Raw genomic sequence first — 17,199 nt, 5'->3', positions numbered from 1 at the left:
AAATAAGTTATATTTGACCTTGCAAATTTTTTAAGACTAAATATATTCAGAACCGATAAGTACCCTTGTTATGGGGTAGAATATTAAAATTTCTCACATGAAACGCAAATTAGTAGTCGCTTTGACAAGTGTAGTTTTAATGAATGCTTTGACTAGTCAGGCACAAGTAAATAATAAAAGCGTACAAAGAGTAATTTCGCCAGCTGTTCCTTTTCTTACAATCTCTCCTGATTCTCGTGGAGCTGCGATGGGAGATGCGGGTGTAGCTTCCTCTCCAGATGCCAACTCAATGTATTGGAATACTGCAAAACTTGCTTTTATTGACAAAAACATTGGCTCAACTGTTTCTTATACTCCTTGGCTGCGAGATTTAGTTGACGATATGGGCTTATTACACGCCGCTATTTTCAAAAAAACAGGTAAAGACCAAGCTCTAGGGCTTTCGATGACCTATTTTAATCAAGGGCAAATTCAGTTTACTACTGCTACTGGACAGCCAAACGGTACTTTTCAATCTCGTGAATTCAATATTGCTGGAGGTTATACCAGAAAACTTGGAAGAGATTTCTCAATGGGTTTAAATTTGAAATATATTCACTCAAATCTCATTGGTTCACAAGTTGTCAACAACTCTTCAAGTAAACCCGCTAACACAGTTGCAGGTGATATTTCTTTCTTTTACACTAATGAAAAACCAAGTGTTAAAAATAAAGACCGCGGCGTAAAATATTCTGCGGGTGCAGTTATTTCAAATATTGGTGGAAAAGTAAATTATGGTCGAAACACATTTTATTTACCAACAAATCTTAAAGTTGGTGGTGGATTAAATTATAAAATTGATGCTCACAATCAGTTTAATTTACTGCTTGATGTAAATAAATTATTAGTTCCTACGCCTCCATTGAGAGACAATAATGGTGTGATTGTTAAAGGTAGAGACCCAGAAACTACCGGTGTAATTGCTGGAATATTTGGATCATTTAATGATGCACCTGATGGTTTTAAAGAAGAAATTAGAGAATTTACGGTTTCAACTGGTGTTGAATACTGGTATAATAATTTCTTTGCTATTCGTGGTGGTTATTTTGCAGAAAGCAATGCTAAAGGTGGTCGTAAATATGTAACTACTGGTTTAGGATTCCGAATAATGAATAGCTATCAAGTTGATTTAGCTTATTTAGTTCCAACTTCGCAAGGTAGCCCACTATCAAATACGTGGAGAATTTCCTTGATTTTCGATTTAGATGCTAAAAAAGCAAGTACTACTTCTGAAGATACCGAAACTACTGAAGAACAATAGTTGTTTCTTCAGTCAACAAAAAAGCTCTATGATTTCTCATAGAGCTTTTTTGTTGACGTTTAGTTTATTTCTTTAGCTGATTTTTAACAAATTCTACCCAATCAAGTTCAGTCTCACTAATTTTTATATCTGGTGTAATTCCAACATTATCAATGGCTTTTTGTGGTAAACGTGGGCTTTTTGCTAATGAAAAAGCAACTCGCCAACCATAGCAAGGCAAACCCCAATCTCTTACCTCTATGTAATCTGCTAGTCCTTTAGTATTTTCTCCAAAAACAATGGTTTTTGTGCTTTGCTTTGCTTCTAAAATAAATTGTTCAGCTGTACTTGCGGTATTTTTATTGACCAAAAAAGCAACTTTTTTCGGATTTGGCATTGTTACACCAACAGCAAATTCTTTATCTAGCCCAGTCACAAATTTACCTTTATTGGCCTCCATTTGTTGTAAAACTCTACGCAATTTTGGTGCAAGGCGTTCTTTATAAACTGGATATTCTTCGATGGCTTCTAATTCATGTTTTATTGAAATGATATTTTCTTCAGTTGCCCTAAAAACGCCTCCTTTTCTAACGATTGACCCTGTGCTAATATAGGGTAGCAGCGAGGTAAAAGCAGCATCGTCGCCACCTGGGTTATTTCGAATATCAATAATTAAATTAGGCGTATTTTTCAATATTTCCTCATTCTGCTTTACTAATTCTTGCACAAATTCGGGGGCATTCGGTAGCGTAAATGGTGGTAAAACTACCAATGCCGTTTCTGCATCAAGTTTTTCAATCCGATAATCTGCTATTTTATGAAGTAAATCTTCATTATCGACTTCTTCTTTTGGAATAGGAAATACCTTATTAAATTTATAAATATTCTCAATAACTAAGAAATTTTTTATTTCTCGAGTAAAATTCTTTTCACCTGAAAAGTCAGCATAGTAATAATTAGTTATATATTTTTGCGGTGCAATTTGTACCATTTCAAACTTTGCTTTTCCTGCCTTCCAAGAAGGATTTCGGTCAGCTAAAATAAACCCGACAAACTTTTTAGGATTATTTTTATCTTTCAAAATACCAACTTTATACGCTTTATCATCACTTTCCCAAATTCCTTCTACGGTTTGGAGTTTTGACTCATTTTCCTTTAAATATTGCGTAAAACTTATTTCATTAAAAGCCAATTGTGGTATTTTTGATGCTCGATTCGCAATAACAGCTGGTAACTCCTCAACCGCATAAGGCGTAATTGGACTGATAAACAAATGTCCATCTTTAAAGAAATCAAACCATTTTTTTAGTTGAAAATAACACTCTCTTTCATCTGTTATTTTTTCTGCCGAAAGTCTAACTTCTTGTGTTAGTTTATCATATTCCGCTTGGTTTTTGGGTGTAATTTTATCGCCCCAACCTGCATAATTATCTTTTATTTTTTGAAGAGCAAAATCAAAATTTTGCGAACATGAACAAGTTTGTTGAGAAAAACTTAAATGACTAGCAAATAAGCAGATAATGAATACTAATTTTTTCATTTTGGGTTTAAGTGTTTCTAGAAAAAACAACTAAAATCATGCCTAATAAGCATTTTTGGGTCTAAAAATATTACTAAATTGCCTTTTATCTATTCTTTTTGGTATAAATTTAAAGAGCCACTTCTTTTGAGGAGTGGCTCTTTTTCGGTATTTTAATTATTATTTATACGCAACTGCTGTTTGTTTTTGCGTTCCAAGGTTTTCAATGCCTAGTTCAACAAAATCACCTGCTTTTAAATACCGTGGCGGTTTCAAGCCTAACCCTACTCCTGCTGGTGTTCCTGTCGAAATTACATCTCCTGGAAGCAAAGTCATAAATTGGCTTAGGTAGCTTAATATTGTTGGAATATCAAAAATCATATCATTTGTATTTGAATCTTGCAACATTTCATCATTGACTTTTAGCCATAAACGCAGATTTTGTGGGTCGCCAACTTCATCCGCAGTCGCTAAAAATGGACCAATCGGTGCAAAAGTATCACAACTTTTACCTTTCACCCATTGTCCGCCACGTTCTAATTGAAATTCACGTTCGCTATAATCGTTGTGCAAGCAATATCCTGCAATATAATTGAGAGCATCTTCTTTCTCCACATAACTTGCTTTTTTGCCAATTACAAATGCTAACTCAACTTCCCAGTCTGTTTTAACTGAGTTTTTTGGTATAACTACATCATCATTGGGCCCACAAAGTGCCGTTGTCGCCTTAAAAAACACCACTGGTTCACTCGGAATAGCAGCACCAGACTCAACAGCATGTTTAGCATAATTAAGCCCAATACAAATGATTTTTGATGGACGAGCCACGCACGATGCCAAACGAGTATTATCTGAAACTTCTGAACAGTTTTCAGCATTTATTTCGAGCCATTTTTCTAATCTTTCAATGCCATTTGTTACGAAGAAATTTTCATTATAATCTTCACCAAATGCTGAAACATCAATTTTTTTTCCATTGGAAAGAATAACTCCTGTTTTTTCGTTGGATATTTCACCAAAGCGGAATAGTTTCATGTATTTTATCAATTAATCTCCTCCGTTGTTGGGGAGTTTTATAAATATTTTATGCTAACTCTTTGACCATCAACAATATATCGTCTAGATACTCTCTTGAATTACTCAATCTTGGTACTTTATTTTGTCCTCCTAATTTACCTCTTTTCGACATCCAATGATAGAAAGTTCCATTTTCTACAAAATGTACTTTCGGTAGTAAAAGAGCCATATCTTTGAAGCGTTTCGCATCATAATCTGAGTTTACCTTTCTCAGTGTATTGTCTAACGTTTCGATAAAAAGCTTTTCATCATCAGGTTTTTTAGAACATTCAATAATCCATTCGTGGCAGCCTTTGCTTCCATCACCCATATAAACAGGACCTGCGGTATAATCTGCTATTGTTGCATTTGCCATTGCACAAGCTTCTGTTATAGCAACATCGGCATTTTCAATCACAACTTCTTCGCCAAAAGCGTTAATAAAGTGTTTTGTACGACCGCTTACTTTAATTCTATACGGTTCAATTGATGTAAATTTTACAGTATCTCCGATTTTATACCGCCATAAACCCGAATTTGTAGAAATAACTAAAGCATAGTTTTTATCCATTTCCACTTGCTCAAGTGTGAGGGTTTGTGGCTGTTCTTTTTCCCATTCTTCCATTGGTATAAATTCGTAGAAAACACCATAATCAAGCATCAAAAGCATTTCTCCAACTCTACTTAGTTCATCTTGAATTGCGAAGAAACCTTCAGAAGCATTATACGTTTCTAGGTACGTCACTTGGTCTGAAGGAAAAAGTTTTGTTTTAAATAAATCTCGATATGGCTGAAAAGCCACTGCTCCATGAACAAAAACTTCAAAATTTGGCCAGATTTCGAGTATATTCTTTTTTCCTGTACGCTCTAAAATATTTTCTAATAAAACAACTGTCCATGTTGGTACACCCAAGATACTTGTTACGTTTTCTTGTGTGCAAATCTGAATCATTTGCTCCATTTTTTGCTCCCAATTTTCCATGAGAGCAATTTCGCTTGGTGGTGTGCGAATATAATCAGCCCAAGCAGGCAGATTTTTAGTTATCACGGCAGAAATATCACCTGCTTGTGTATTTATATTGAATGGGTTTTGATGGAGCGTTCCTCCTATTGATAGGCCTTTCCCTTCATATAATTTTGCTTCTGGTCGATTGTTCAAATAGAGCGTCATCATATCTTTTCCACCCCGATAATGACAATCTTCGAGCGATTCTTCTGAAACAGGAATATATTTACTTCGAGAATTTGTTGTGCCAGATGATTTTGAGAACCACTTAATTTCGGATGCCCAAAGCACATTTTGTTCACCTTTTAGCACTCTTTCTATGTATGGATAAAGTTCTTCATACGTCGAAATTGGCACTCTTTCTTGAAAATCTTTGATTGAATCAATGCTGTTGTAGTCGTATTTTAAACCCCATTCCGTATATCGAGCATTCTCTATTAGGTCATGGAAAATACGGTGTTGAGTATCAATCGGATGACGCAAAAAATCTTCAATGCGTTCAATGCGACGTTTAAGAAAGAAACTTAGTATGTCGTTAAGCATGCTCATTTGGTGGGCAAATGACCTCAAACGTTTTTGGTCGATAGCTCAGTGCTTGGGTTTTCAAAATTCTGTGGAAAATTACCTTTTTTTTCTGAATCTCACAAACCCTTTGCTCTATCTGGATAATCTGTAATCAGTCCATCACAGCCAGCTGCCTTCACTTTTTCCATTTCAACACGCTTATTTACAGTCCACGGAATCACTTTTATTCCTAATTCATGTAATTGTTTTACTCTTTTTTCGGTTGCTTGTACAAAATATGGACTCCAAATTTGTGGTTTGAAGCCTAATTTATCAAGATTGGTTTGTACATCATTATTATCAATTGGCTCAATTAAAACCGAAAGGGTTATTTTTTTAAATGTTTTTTCTTCGATTTTTTTGTGCCAATATTTCAATACATTGTAGTCAAAACTCTGTAAAATTACCCTATCAGGTGAAAGTTGTTTAATTATTACTTGATAAACTAATTCTGAAAATTCTTCTACTTTGGGCTGAGAAATACCATACTCCTTTTCCTCACTTTTAATTTCGATATTATATTTTATTGGACTAATTCCTTTTTCCTTTGCATACTTTTCACATGCAACAATCACTTCTTTCAATAGTGGTTTGTAAACCTTTATTTTTTGTTGTTCTGGAAAATCTTTATTGCCTCTTGAGCCAACATCATATTTTTTAATTTCCTTATAATCAAGCAAATACAAGTTTTTCATATTGCTTTTTGTGATAAAATCTCCATTAGGGTCAATGGTGCATGCTGGGTTAAAAAATGGGTCATGCGATACCACTATCTGTTTATCTTTTGAAATTACTACATCTAGCTCTAACGTTTTTACACCTAAATCTATGGCTTTTTTAAAAGCTGGAATTGTATTTTCAGGCATTAACCCTCGGCAACCACGATGCCCTTGTATTTCAAAATCCATTGTTTGAGCAAATGTTAAAACTGGAAATAAGAAAAGTAAAAGAGATTTCATTGTTTTGTTTGCTAAAGTTTATACATTCCACCAGTAGGTAAATTTCAATACTAAAGCTCTATTTTTTACCAAAAAAGTATCTGAATAATAATTGTCTGTATAAACCAAAAATAAATCTGACGCAGGGCTATACCTCCATTGTAATCTAGTATTTAGGTTTACATTTTTATTTTGGTTATTGAACTGCAAAAAATTTGTAAAATATAATTTGTTGGTAAATGTAACATCAATTCTCGGCCCAACTAGCCAGAAATTATATTCTTTATTAACCAGTTCTTTTGGTAAAACTGCATCCGTTTTGAAATTTAATTGATTGTAATTCGCAGCCATTGTGATAGCTACATAAGGTTGAAAACGATAACCGACCTCTCCGTTTAAGCGAATTCTTGTTCCATTTGCGTAATATCCTCCAAATCTACTTGAAACCAAATATGTTAATAATGCTTGCGGTTTTGAAGTATAATCTACACCAAATGAATTCCAACGATGTTCTGTTCCTTTTGCTAAATACGCTTTCGCATAGTTTGTTGGGTCAAATTGGTTTAATAAGTACACATAATTATGTGCCACCCAAGCCATCAATGTATTCGTTTTCCTAAAATTTATTTTATAGGCTATAAACTTTTCGTTTTCAGTTTCCATCGAAAAATCTTTCGTGAAATAATGCGTTAACATCGCACTTGGACCATGGCTTAGGATGTGTTTCGATTTTGGAAAGAATAAATATCCCACTTGCGGATTGAATTTTCCATAATTTAAACGAGGCACGTATCCAACTTCCGCATTAAAATTTGTTCCAACTTGCTCTATTTGTACTCCTGTTGTCCATCTTTTGTTTGTATATAATAAATTTCCAGCTAAAGCTCCATCATTCATTTTTGAATTAGGAGTAAAAGCTTTCAAATACATCATTTTCCCTGTCCAAGCATTGTTTTTAGATAACAAGTTATATTCAATGCCTAAATTACGATTGAATTCTGAAATGTTTTTTGTGTATACAACTGACTGATAATCAAGCGTTTGTTTGTTTACAAACATTACTGCTATATTTGAACGAGCAAAAACACGACGTTGCAGAGCAATCACTCCAAAATTTTGTGCGTTCGATGCTGCATCACTTTTACCAGTTTGCATATCCATCAGACCAATCCGCCAATCTTTATTTAATTTCCCACTAACCCTTGCACCAAAACGTATTGGAGCATTTAAGCCGATTCGTCGGGAGAAAAATGGACGGATAGTTTGATAGCCAAAGTTTGAAAATAAATCTCCATTTTCTAGGAAAAACTGTCTTTTTTCAGGAAATAACAATTCAAATCTGTCAAGATTGGTTTGTTGTTGGTCAACTTCAACTTGTGAAAAATCAGGATTTACAGTTAAATCCATATTCATTGATGATGTCAAACCAACTTTCGCATCAAAACCAAAATCTTTTCTAAAAGCTGTCGGTGTTCCTTTTTCTTGGTCTCTATTTATTCCACCTAATACAAATGGTATTATTGAAATATTTGATGTTGCAGTTGGCGGTGCTTCATCCCAAATCAAAGAGGCTGCATAGGCTAAAGATGCTGTTGGAAATTGTCGTGGAACTGGGGCCCAAGAAGATTTTTCAGTTGTTTTCAAATCTAAACGACTAAAATTCACTCCCCAACGAGTAATCCCTTTTTTATATCTTAATGTTTTAAACGGAATAGCACATTCCCAAACCCATTTGTCGTCATCATATTTGACTTCTGAAACCCATTTATTTTCCCATGTAAGGCTAATACTACTTCCATTAAACATTAATCCATCCCATTGAGCTCCCATCGCATTAGAGCCAAAAGAAAAGCCGTTTGTTTGGTCATCAAAAGTGTCGATAAAAAGTAAATCATTATCATTTTTTCCAAAATTAAAATCTCTTTTCAAAGACTCTACCATATATGGCCCAGGCAATTTGTCATAATTAATGAAGACAACATAAAGATTTTTGTCGTCATACGTCATTTTAACATCCGTCCTAACTTTGGCAAAAGATGTGTCCATTGGTAAAACTTGATAAAAATCAGTTGCTAATTGAGCATCAGCCCAAGCTTTTTCATCAACTATTCCATCTATTTTTAAGGGAGATGTTGCTCGATGTATACGATATTCAACTTTTTCGTTTTTTTTCTGTGCAAATGTTATTAAACAAAAAGATACGAAAAGAAAGCTTAGTAGTGATTTATACATTTGTTAGGGTATTATAAATAGTTTTGTTGTCAACAAATTTAGTGTTTTTACCACCGATTTTATTAATAAATACGCCCAAATTGTAAAAATATGCGACCAACCATAAAAGTATTCATTTTATGGTTGATATATTTATAAACAATTAGCCAACTTTTTTAAAATCAGCAAACGTGATTATAAAAAATGTTGGCTATTATAAAATAACTCTATTAAATTTTGTCTTTTTACTTATGCATTTTCAACCGCATTTCCTTTTTTGCTGTACGAAACCAAACATAAATCAACGTTGGAATTGATAGATAGGTAAATACTAACATCAATAAAATCCCATCATTTATTCCTGTTCCAATAACACCCCTTCCTTCACTTAAATTACTTCCAACTGTGGCTCTACACATCGCACATTGTGCAAACGACATTGAGCAATTAAATATTAACAATACTGCAACCAAAATAAACTTTTTCATTGCTTTAATTTTCTAAATTATTAATAATATGGTTTTATCATTAAATACGCAATTACGCCAGTAACCGATACATATAGCCAAATAGGGAATGCGTATTTTGTTAATTTACGATGTAAATCAAATTCTTTAATCAAAGCAAAATAGTATGCCCTCAAAACTAATGGTAGAACCACTAGTGAAAGCAAAATATGACTTATCAAAACGAAGTAATAAATGTATTTAATCACACCTTCTCCACCATAAGTAGTTGAAGGATTTGTTAAATGGTACATTACATAACAAATCAAAAACAGACCTCCCATCAAAAAAGCCAACGACATTACTTTTTTGTGGCGTTCAACCTGCTTTTGTTTGATTAAATAAAGCCCATATAATAGTAATATTGAGGTTATTGTATTAATTACACCAATCAAATGTGGTAAAACCTTAGTCCAATCACCTAAATCAATTTTTTGTCTAATTCCAAGTAATATCGCAACTACAATTGGTATCGCAACCGAAATGACATTTATTAACGTCATTGATTTTTTATCTTGTTTGACTTTTAATACTTTCATTATTGCTATGCTAAATCAATAAAAATAGATTTTTCGATTCTATTTTTTATTACTTTTATAAATTTCTGTTAGAACTTTTATTTCACCTATTAACCGTTCTACATCTAGTGAATATGTGCCATCGTAAATTCCTCTAATATATCCTTCTTTGTCTATCAATAACAACTTTTCTGAATGGATAAATGTTTCATCAACCTCCTTGATTTTTTTATCATAATCTGAAGCATCTGCTACTGGTAGCTTGTAACCTTTGATAGCAATATCATAAAGTATCTTTTTATCTCCTGTTAAGAAATACCATTTACCATATTTTGCGTCATATTTTTGTGCATATTTCTGCAATACTGCCGATGAGTCATGCTTAGGATCAACTGAATGAGAAACAATTATTACATTAGTATCAGCAGAAAAAATACTTTGAATCCTGGTTAAATTGTTGCTTATTTTAGGACAAATTGTTCCACATCTAGTAAAAAAGAAGTCAGCAACATAGATTTTACCTTTTGTTCGTGCAGAAGAAAATTTTTGACCTTTTTGGTCAACCAACTCATACGTAGGTATTTTATGAAATACCGTATCTGCCCCTTTGACTATTACTTGACCCGTTTCATCTATTTCGGGCATAAAGTAGGGTAATGTGTAGTAGTTTTGCCCAAATAATTTTAGGAAAACAAAAATAAAAGTCGGAACAGCTAATATTCCTATTAGTATTCCGACTTTTGCTGTATTTTTTTGCATTTATTTACCGATAAAAAATAATCTTTCCCATCCAATGTATCCGCCTTCTACAATAAGTGCAACCACTAGCCATGCAACAAACATACATGGCAACACTACTGTCCAAATCAATGACTTAACTTCATGTTTAAGGTGCATAAAAATACCAACGATATAATATGCTTTTACTAGAGTTAAAATAATAAATATTCCAACTTTAGTCCACTTATATAAATCCGCATCTACTGTAAATGCTATTACGAATTCTAATGCTGTAATTCCCAATAAAATCCAAAATGTTCTCCAAATTTCTTTGGTTTGCGATGGCAATTTTTCGCCACTTTCTGTATGTTGAGCCATTTTAATACTATTTTAAACTTTCTAAATTTATTAAAAAAGAGTAATTTAACCTAAACTAAGTAGAAGAATGTAAATACAAACACCCATACTAAATCAACAAAGTGCCAGTATAGACCAACTTTTTCAATCATATCATAATGTCCACGTTTTTCATATACGCCGTTCGCAGTGTTGTAAAATATCAATACGTTTAATACAACACCAGAAAATACGTGAGTTCCATGGAATCCAGTAATGAAGAAAAAGAAGTCTGCAAATGCTGCTGGGCCATACTCATTTCTCACAAGATTTGCACCAAAAATCTTTGTACCATCTGCTAAAGCCAGTCCTTCTTCCGAACCGTGAATAAAGTGACTCCACTCCCATGCTTGAGAACTTAAAAAGGCGATACCTCCAAGAATTGTCCAAAGCATATATTTTTCAACATCAGCTTTATCACGACGATGACCAGCTTCTACAGCAAGCACCATTGTAACTGAACTCATAATCAAAATAAAAGTCATGATTCCAACAAACACCAACGGAGCGTTTATTCCATGAAGGAATGGCACTGAAGCAAAAACTCTTTCAGGAATTGGCCACCACGCATTTGAAAATTCAAAACTTTTGCGTAGTCCTTCAAAAGTAGGAAAACTGTAACGAACCAAACCATACGCAACTAATAAAGCCGAAAACGTAAATGTGTCAGATAATAAAAAAATCCACATCATTAATTTTCCGTATCCAACTTTCATTGGTTGCACGCCGCCTTTCCATATTAAGTGTTCTGCGGTTGTAGAGGTATTTGCACTTGCCATAACTTACAATTATTAGCGGTAATCCGCCTTGGTTAACAATTTCAATTAATTTCGACTCAAATTTAGTCAAAAAGTAAATACTATCTAAAATACAATAAAAAAACGAACAAATATAGCCAAAGAATGTCTAAAAAATGCCAAGCTGTTGCACAAACTTCAACTAAAATAGTATTTTCAGAATCAATCTTTAATCTAAATGCCATTATAAAGGTTGCAAACAAAATCCCTAGTCCTAAGGCCAAATGCACCATGTGCAAACCTGTAAAAATATAAAAAAATGACCCCGACGGATTTCCTTTTAAATAAATTCCTTGGTTTTGTAAATCTTGCCAACCCAAATACTGCATTAATAAGAACACTAAACCGAAAAAAGATGTAATCGCTACATAAATTTTAAGTTTACCAATGTTATTCGATTTTGCAGCAATTAATGAAAAATGCATTGAAACACTACTTACTATCAATACTAATGTACTAAACCAAAAAATTGTTGGAATAGTAAACTCAGCCCAGTTTCCTTCTGCTCTTCTTACCAAGTAAGCACTTGTCTGCGACGCAAACAACATAACTACGGTAATGATAAAGAGCCAAATGATAAATTTCCACTTATTTACGGATAAAACAGGTTGTGCTTCTTGTACGCCTACATTCACAACTGTTTCTCCTTTAATATTTTTATTACTCATATAATTTAGACTTTTAGAGATTTACTCAACTTTGAGTAAAAGGATATTATAGTTTATCCAACAAATACGCAATTTGAACTACTGGCAAATATATAAAAGAGCCAAACATTAATTGCAATGCTGCTTTTCGATCAACTCTTCTCATCAGATGAAATGTTTGAGCTAAAAACAACACACCGAAAATCATTGCTATTACACCCGAATTTATTCCTGTCATACCCAAATAATATGGAACCCAGCATAAAGGCAACAAAAATAGCGTATAAATCATTATTTGGATAGCCGAATTCAAATTTTGCCCACCTTTTGATGGTAAAAGTTTAAATCCTGCTTTATTATAGTCTTCATCGAGTACCCAAGCAATTGCCCAAAAATGAGGAAATTGCCAGAAAAATTGAATCGCAAATAAAATACCTGGCTCAAGTCCAAAGTGATTTACTGCAGCAACCCAACCTATCATCGGAGGAAAAGCACCCGGTAAAGCACCAACTGCTACTGCAACAGGTCCAACTCTTTTTAATGGTGTATAAACAAACCCATATAAAATCATTGAAAGTAGAGCCAATAACCCTGCTTTTACATTAAAAACAAAAAATAAAATATACATTGCAACAGCTGCCATTATCCAGCCAAAAATTGCTGCTTCTTTAACCGTTAATTTACCGCTTGGCAAAGGACGAGACTCTGTTCTCCTCATCAATTTATCTAAATCTTTTTCAATGATTTGATTGATGATATTTGCAGCCGCAGTTGTTGAAAAAGCAGCTATACAAAAAAGTACAAGTTTTGCCCAATCAATTTTTTCAGAAGCAATTATAAAACCAAATGCCCCAGAAAAAACCACTGTTGATGATAACCTAAATTTAGTTATATCGTAGTACGCTTTTAATTTCTGTGAAACTATATTTTGAGAAACTGTTAAACTCATTTATGAAGGTGAAGCCATGCTTCTGAAAACTCTTTCTTTATTTAACAATAAATATATTATAAACTGAATCCCCAATGCGAGTACACCCAAAGTAAGGTGAATTGGTTGTAAAAACCTTGGAAAACCTAAATATGCTAATGAAAGCCCAGAAATCATTTCTATGCCAATTACAATCATCAACCATTTAGTCAACTTAAACACAACTTTTTTCTCCGTTATACTAATATCAACCTTATAATATATTAAGGTATTAGCCGCTAAAATTATTATTGAAAAAAAGGCATGCATTTTAAATTTGCCACCTAAATTAGCTACCCATTCAGTCCTTAATGTTTCGCCCATTAAGTAAGATACTTGGTCAACCATTTCTCTAACTTGAGTTCCTAATAAAATTTGCCCAACCGTCAGAAACATCGTAGCAGTTAGTAAAAAGCTAAGTGAAGTTCTATCTGTAATACTTTCAATCTCAATAATTTCATTATAAGACCTTGCTACTGCATAAAGTAATACAAAAACAATAATTAATGAAACCAACATGTGAAGGGTTATCATCACAGGATGCAGCTCACTTGATACAACTTTTGAACCTAACCAACCTTCAAAACCAACTAAAAGGGTTGCAATAAAGGTCAATGTAACAATTACCTTATCTTTTTTCCAAAAAGTAAAGAACGAACTTAAAAAAGTAGCAAATACCAATAAACCAATTAATACACCTACAAGTCTATTTATGTACTCAATCCATGTCTTTAATGCATTGAATTCTATTTCACCTTTGAGTTTTGCACCATAAATCTCTTTGTAATTACTAGGTAACTGAGAGATGTCTGTTGGGGGAATCCAAGTTCCAAAACATTTAGGCCAGTCAGGACAGCCCATTCCTGAGCCAGTTGCACGAACAATTCCACCTATTAATATTAAGATATAAACTGCTCCAATTGTCCAAAATCCTAGATTTCTAAATATCTTTCCTTGTCTCATATAAGGCTTAGACAATGATTCACAACTTTGAAGGTTGTGAATCATGTATCAATCATCAATCTGGTATATTATAATTGAATTGTATACTTTCTATTTCCTTTTCTTCTCTAATCAATTCATTTTCATGTGGGAAGTTTGATTCTGGAGTTGCAGAGAATGGAATATTTTGAGGTATAAAGTCTGCTTCTGAACCCGGTTTGCTATAATCGTATGGCCAACGATACACAGCAGGAATCTCACCTGGCCAGTTACCATGACCCACGTTAACAGGTGTTGTCCACTCTAATGTGTTAGACTTCCATGGATTTTGTGGTGCTTTCTTACCCCAAAAAATTGAATAAATAAAATTGAACAAGAAGATTAGATTAGCCGCAAATACCACAATTGCTGCTACTGTACTCAATTCTGCTAAATCTTGGTATTTATTTGTGAAATCGAACCCTGTATAGGCATAATATCTTCTTGGGAAACCAGCAATACCTAAATAATGCTGAGGGAAGAATACTAAATAAACCCCAGCAAAAGTTATCCAAAAGTGAATATATCCTAACGTAGGATTCATCATTTTACCAAACATTTTTGGAAACCAGTGATAGACCCCCGCAACCATACCAAAGAATGCTGCCGAACCCATTACTAGGTGAAAGTGAGCTACTACAAAGTATGTATCATGTAATTGAATATCTAAAGCACTATTTCCAAGTATAATACCTGTAACGCCACCCGAAACAAAGAAAGAAACAAGTCCTATTGAGAATAACATTGCAGGAGTAAAGATGATATTTCCTCTCCAAAGTGTCGTAATATAGTTGAAGCCTTTTACCGCTGATGGTACTGCTATAATTAATGTCAACAATGTAAACACCGACCCTAAGAAAGGATTCATCCCTGTCATAAACATATGGTGAGCCCAAACGATAAATGCCAAAAACATAATTCCTAACATTGAGAAAATCATCGCTTTGTATCCAAATATTGGTTTTCTAGCATTAGTGGCAATAATCTCAGAGGTCATTCCCAATGCTGGAAGAATAACGATATAAACTTCTGGGTGACCTAAGAACCAAAATAAGTGTTGGAACAAAATCGGACTACCTCCTTGATTAGGAAGAGCTTGTCCATTGATATAAATATCTGACAAATAGAAACTTGTACCAAAGCTTCTATCAAAAATTAATAAAAGTGCCGCTGACAATAATACTGGAAAAGAGAGAATACCCAAAATAGCAGTAAACGTAAATGCCCAAATAGTAAGTGGCATTTTATCAAACGTCATTCCTTTAGTACGAAGATTTATTACTGTTGTAACATAATTGATACTACCTAATAAACTCGATACAATAAAAATCGCCATACTGATTAACCACATAGTCATACCAGTACCCGACCCAGGAGCTGCGTCTGGCAAAGCACTTAATGGAGGATAAACTACCCAACCACCACCAGCAGGACCATCTTGAACAAATAATGAACAGAACATAATTACACTTGACAAAAAGAAGAACCAATATGATAACATATTAATAAATCCTGATGCCATATCTCTTGCACCTACTTGAAGTGGGATTAGAAAATTAGAGAAAGTACCACTCAAACCTGCTGTCAATACAAAGAAAACCATAATAGTTCCGTGCATTGTTACCAAAGCAATGTAGTAATTTGGGTCAAGTTTACCCGTTTCGTCAAACCATCTTTCGCCTAAAATTGGTTTCAACCAACCTAAATCAATTCCAGGATAACCTAATTGTAAACGGAAAACTAATGAGAGTAAACCTCCTATTAAAGCCCAAACAATTCCTGAAATAAGGTATTGTTTTGCAATTACTTTATGGTCTTCAGAAAAAATATATTTTCTGATAAAACTTTGCGGCTCGTGATGCTCGTGTGCTTCTTCATGTCCATGAACATGAGCATCTGCGTGTGCTACTGCTGCCATATCTATATTATTAGTTTAAGTATTCTAAATATTATCTTAAAGATGTTACCGTTGGCAAACTTGTACTAGCAGAAGCCGTTGTACTATCAGAAGGAGCCTCTGAAGGTAAATACTTCAATGCTTTTGCTTTCAAATTTGCAGGAACTTTATCAAGGAACTCTGGTTTCGAAGCAAGTAATGATTTTTGCTCTTTTTTCCATTTTTCATAATCAGCAGGCTCATCAACAACCAAAATCAATTTCATTGCAAAATGACTTCTTCCACAAACCTCTGTACATGCTATTTCATATTTGAAATCAGGATTTCCTAATTCAGCCTTCATATCAGCAGTCGACTTATCTGCAACAAACCAAAACTTAGTTGGCATTCCTGGAACTGCATCCATTTTAACTCTCATGTGAGGTATAAATACACTATGTAATACATCTCTCGCTCTGATTTTCAAAAGAACTGGTTTGCCTTTTGGTATATGCATTTCACTACTATTTGTGAAATCATCAAATGAATTTTCATCAGTAAAATCAACTCCAAATTCATTTCCTGCCGCATCATCAATCAACTTAAAACTATGATTACCTAGTTTACCATTATCAACTCCACCGTAACGAACCTGCCACCCAAATTGCTTACCCATTATTTCAATAATCTCTGCATCTTTTGGTGCATCTGACATTACTTTATTCCAAACTCTCAGTCCAGTAAAAACCAAACCAGCCATTACAATCGCAGGAATCAATGTCCATACTACTTCAAGTGTATTATTATGTGGGTAGAAATGAGCTTTACGGTTTTTATCATATCGGTATTTTAGAGGAAAATAGAATAAAACTGAGTTTACAATTAAGAAGGCAACAGTAATTACTGCCATTCCGAACCAAAACCAAAAATCAGTTTCTTTTCCATGTACTGATGATGCCGTAGGAATATCTCCAAAAGCCATCAAGAAGTCTTTTTTAGCATATAAGAATGACCAAACAAATCCTATTACACTCAAAATCCAGAAGATAAACAAACCAAAACCGTTCATGTTATTGGCACTGTCCACTACATCATCATTTTGTTCTGTTTCCCCTTTTACTCCCTTCAAAAGGGTCTGTGTTTTTGATATTACTAGTACAGTAAGAACAATAAACACGATTGCTAAAGCTACAATCAATAATGTCATGTTACTATATA

General features: G+C 33.8%; 16 protein-coding genes. 1 reads left to right on the top strand and 15 read right to left on the bottom strand.

What is annotated here, in order from left to right; genetic code table 11:
* Positions 1-97: 97 nt before the first annotated feature.
* Entirely contained in the window at positions 98-1,300 is a 1,203-nt protein-coding gene (gene porV / locus MJQ71_RS15645; RefSeq protein ID WP_238807568.1) for a type IX secretion system outer membrane channel protein PorV, read from the top strand.
* A 64-nt stretch (positions 1,301-1,364) separates the two neighbouring features.
* Here porV and MJQ71_RS15640 read toward each other — a convergent pair whose 3' ends face one another.
* The 15 genes from MJQ71_RS15640 to MJQ71_RS15570 form a co-directional block, all read right to left on the bottom strand.
* Positions 1,365-2,819, bottom strand: a complete 1,455-nt coding sequence (locus MJQ71_RS15640) for a S41 family peptidase (RefSeq protein ID WP_238807567.1) — start codon at positions 2,817-2,819, stop codon at positions 1,365-1,367.
* Between the two features lie 159 nt (positions 2,820-2,978).
* On the bottom strand, positions 2,979-3,833 hold the full coding sequence (locus tag MJQ71_RS15635) for a fumarylacetoacetate hydrolase family protein (protein WP_238807566.1): 855 nt from the start codon (positions 3,831-3,833) through the stop codon (positions 2,979-2,981).
* 49 nt (positions 3,834-3,882) lie between these two features.
* Positions 3,883-5,409: a GH3 auxin-responsive promoter family protein gene (locus MJQ71_RS15630; RefSeq protein WP_238807565.1), complete on the bottom strand. Its 1,527-nt coding sequence runs from the start codon at positions 5,407-5,409 to the stop codon at positions 3,883-3,885.
* Positions 5,410-5,501: 92 nt separating this feature from the next.
* A complete protein-coding gene (locus MJQ71_RS15625; protein WP_238807564.1) occupies positions 5,502-6,383 on the bottom strand; it encodes a glycerophosphodiester phosphodiesterase family protein in 882 nt (293 codons plus the stop codon).
* A gap of 18 nt (positions 6,384-6,401) precedes the next feature.
* Positions 6,402-8,594: a DUF5916 domain-containing protein gene (locus MJQ71_RS15620; protein ID WP_238807563.1), complete on the bottom strand. Its 2,193-nt coding sequence runs from the start codon at positions 8,592-8,594 to the stop codon at positions 6,402-6,404.
* Positions 8,595-8,818: 224 nt separating this feature from the next.
* On the bottom strand, positions 8,819-9,061 hold the full coding sequence (locus MJQ71_RS15615) for a CAMCR motif-containing small membrane protein (protein WP_238807562.1): 243 nt from the start codon (positions 9,059-9,061) through the stop codon (positions 8,819-8,821).
* Positions 9,062-9,081: 20 nt separating this feature from the next.
* Entirely contained in the window at positions 9,082-9,618 is a 537-nt protein-coding gene (locus MJQ71_RS15610) for a DUF420 domain-containing protein (protein WP_238807561.1), read from the bottom strand.
* A gap of 39 nt (positions 9,619-9,657) precedes the next feature.
* A complete protein-coding gene (locus MJQ71_RS15605; protein WP_238807560.1) occupies positions 9,658-10,356 on the bottom strand; it encodes an SCO family protein in 699 nt (232 codons plus the stop codon).
* The gene (locus MJQ71_RS15600; RefSeq protein ID WP_238807559.1) at positions 10,357-10,695 is read right to left on the bottom strand and encodes a cytochrome C oxidase subunit IV family protein; all 339 of its coding nucleotides are present in this window, start codon (positions 10,693-10,695) and stop codon (positions 10,357-10,359) included.
* A 50-nt stretch (positions 10,696-10,745) separates the two neighbouring features.
* Complete coding sequence (locus tag MJQ71_RS15595; protein WP_238807558.1) at positions 10,746-11,492, bottom strand: cytochrome c oxidase subunit 3; 747 nt, start codon at positions 11,490-11,492, stop codon at positions 10,746-10,748.
* Positions 11,493-11,572: 80 nt separating this feature from the next.
* Complete coding sequence (locus tag MJQ71_RS15590; RefSeq protein WP_238807557.1) at positions 11,573-12,178, bottom strand: cytochrome c oxidase subunit 3; 606 nt, start codon at positions 12,176-12,178, stop codon at positions 11,573-11,575.
* Positions 12,179-12,224: 46 nt separating this feature from the next.
* Positions 12,225-13,106: a heme o synthase gene (cyoE, locus tag MJQ71_RS15585; RefSeq protein WP_238807556.1), complete on the bottom strand. Its 882-nt coding sequence runs from the start codon at positions 13,104-13,106 to the stop codon at positions 12,225-12,227.
* Entirely contained in the window at positions 13,107-14,087 is a 981-nt protein-coding gene (locus MJQ71_RS15580; protein WP_238807555.1) for a COX15/CtaA family protein, read from the bottom strand. It lies immediately after the preceding gene.
* Between the two features lie 55 nt (positions 14,088-14,142).
* Positions 14,143-16,023: a cytochrome c oxidase subunit I gene (locus MJQ71_RS15575; RefSeq protein WP_238807554.1), complete on the bottom strand. Its 1,881-nt coding sequence runs from the start codon at positions 16,021-16,023 to the stop codon at positions 14,143-14,145.
* Positions 16,024-16,054: 31 nt separating this feature from the next.
* On the bottom strand, positions 16,055-17,188 hold the full coding sequence (locus tag MJQ71_RS15570) for a cytochrome c oxidase subunit II (RefSeq protein WP_238807553.1): 1,134 nt from the start codon (positions 17,186-17,188) through the stop codon (positions 16,055-16,057).
* Positions 17,189-17,199 lie beyond the last annotated feature (11 nt).

This window comes from Emticicia aquatica (genome assembly GCF_923079645.1).
Lineage (GTDB): Bacteria > Bacteroidota > Bacteroidia > Cytophagales > Spirosomataceae > Emticicia > Emticicia aquatica.
Note: the sequence above shows the minus strand (reverse complement) of the source record. Positions and strands in the feature narration are given on the sequence as shown.

What these genes read in the sequence shown, in the direction of transcription:
- MJQ71_RS15620 (WP_238807563.1), bottom strand. Translation starts at nt 8,594, where the DNA reads ATGTATAAATCACTACTAAGCTTTCTTTTCGTATCTTTTTGTTTAATA.
- MJQ71_RS15570 (WP_238807553.1), bottom strand. Translation starts at nt 17,188, where the DNA reads ATGACATTATTGATTGTAGCTTTAGCAATCGTGTTTATTGTTCTTACT.
- MJQ71_RS15600 (WP_238807559.1), bottom strand. Translation starts at nt 10,695, where the DNA reads ATGGCTCAACATACAGAAAGTGGCGAAAAATTGCCATCGCAAACCAAA.
- MJQ71_RS15615 (WP_238807562.1), bottom strand. Translation starts at nt 9,061, where the DNA reads ATGAAAAAGTTTATTTTGGTTGCAGTATTGTTAATATTTAATTGCTCA.
- MJQ71_RS15635 (WP_238807566.1), bottom strand. Translation starts at nt 3,833, where the DNA reads ATGAAACTATTCCGCTTTGGTGAAATATCCAACGAAAAAACAGGAGTT.
- cyoE (WP_238807556.1), bottom strand. Translation starts at nt 13,106, where the DNA reads ATGAGTTTAACAGTTTCTCAAAATATAGTTTCACAGAAATTAAAAGCG.
- MJQ71_RS15625 (WP_238807564.1), bottom strand. Translation starts at nt 6,383, where the DNA reads ATGAAATCTCTTTTACTTTTCTTATTTCCAGTTTTAACATTTGCTCAA.
- MJQ71_RS15605 (WP_238807560.1), bottom strand. Translation starts at nt 10,356, where the DNA reads ATGCAAAAAAATACAGCAAAAGTCGGAATACTAATAGGAATATTAGCT.
- MJQ71_RS15640 (WP_238807567.1), bottom strand. Translation starts at nt 2,819, where the DNA reads ATGAAAAAATTAGTATTCATTATCTGCTTATTTGCTAGTCATTTAAGT.
- MJQ71_RS15595 (WP_238807558.1), bottom strand. Translation starts at nt 11,492, where the DNA reads ATGGCAAGTGCAAATACCTCTACAACCGCAGAACACTTAATATGGAAA.
- MJQ71_RS15610 (WP_238807561.1), bottom strand. Translation starts at nt 9,618, where the DNA reads ATGAAAGTATTAAAAGTCAAACAAGATAAAAAATCAATGACGTTAATA.
- MJQ71_RS15575 (WP_238807554.1), bottom strand. Translation starts at nt 16,023, where the DNA reads ATGGCAGCAGTAGCACACGCAGATGCTCATGTTCATGGACATGAAGAA.
- porV (WP_238807568.1), top strand. Translation starts at nt 98, where the DNA reads ATGAAACGCAAATTAGTAGTCGCTTTGACAAGTGTAGTTTTAATGAAT.
- MJQ71_RS15580 (WP_238807555.1), bottom strand. Translation starts at nt 14,087, where the DNA reads ATGAGACAAGGAAAGATATTTAGAAATCTAGGATTTTGGACAATTGGA.
- MJQ71_RS15630 (WP_238807565.1), bottom strand. Translation starts at nt 5,409, where the DNA reads ATGAGCATGCTTAACGACATACTAAGTTTCTTTCTTAAACGTCGCATT.
- MJQ71_RS15590 (WP_238807557.1), bottom strand. Translation starts at nt 12,178, where the DNA reads ATGAGTAATAAAAATATTAAAGGAGAAACAGTTGTGAATGTAGGCGTA.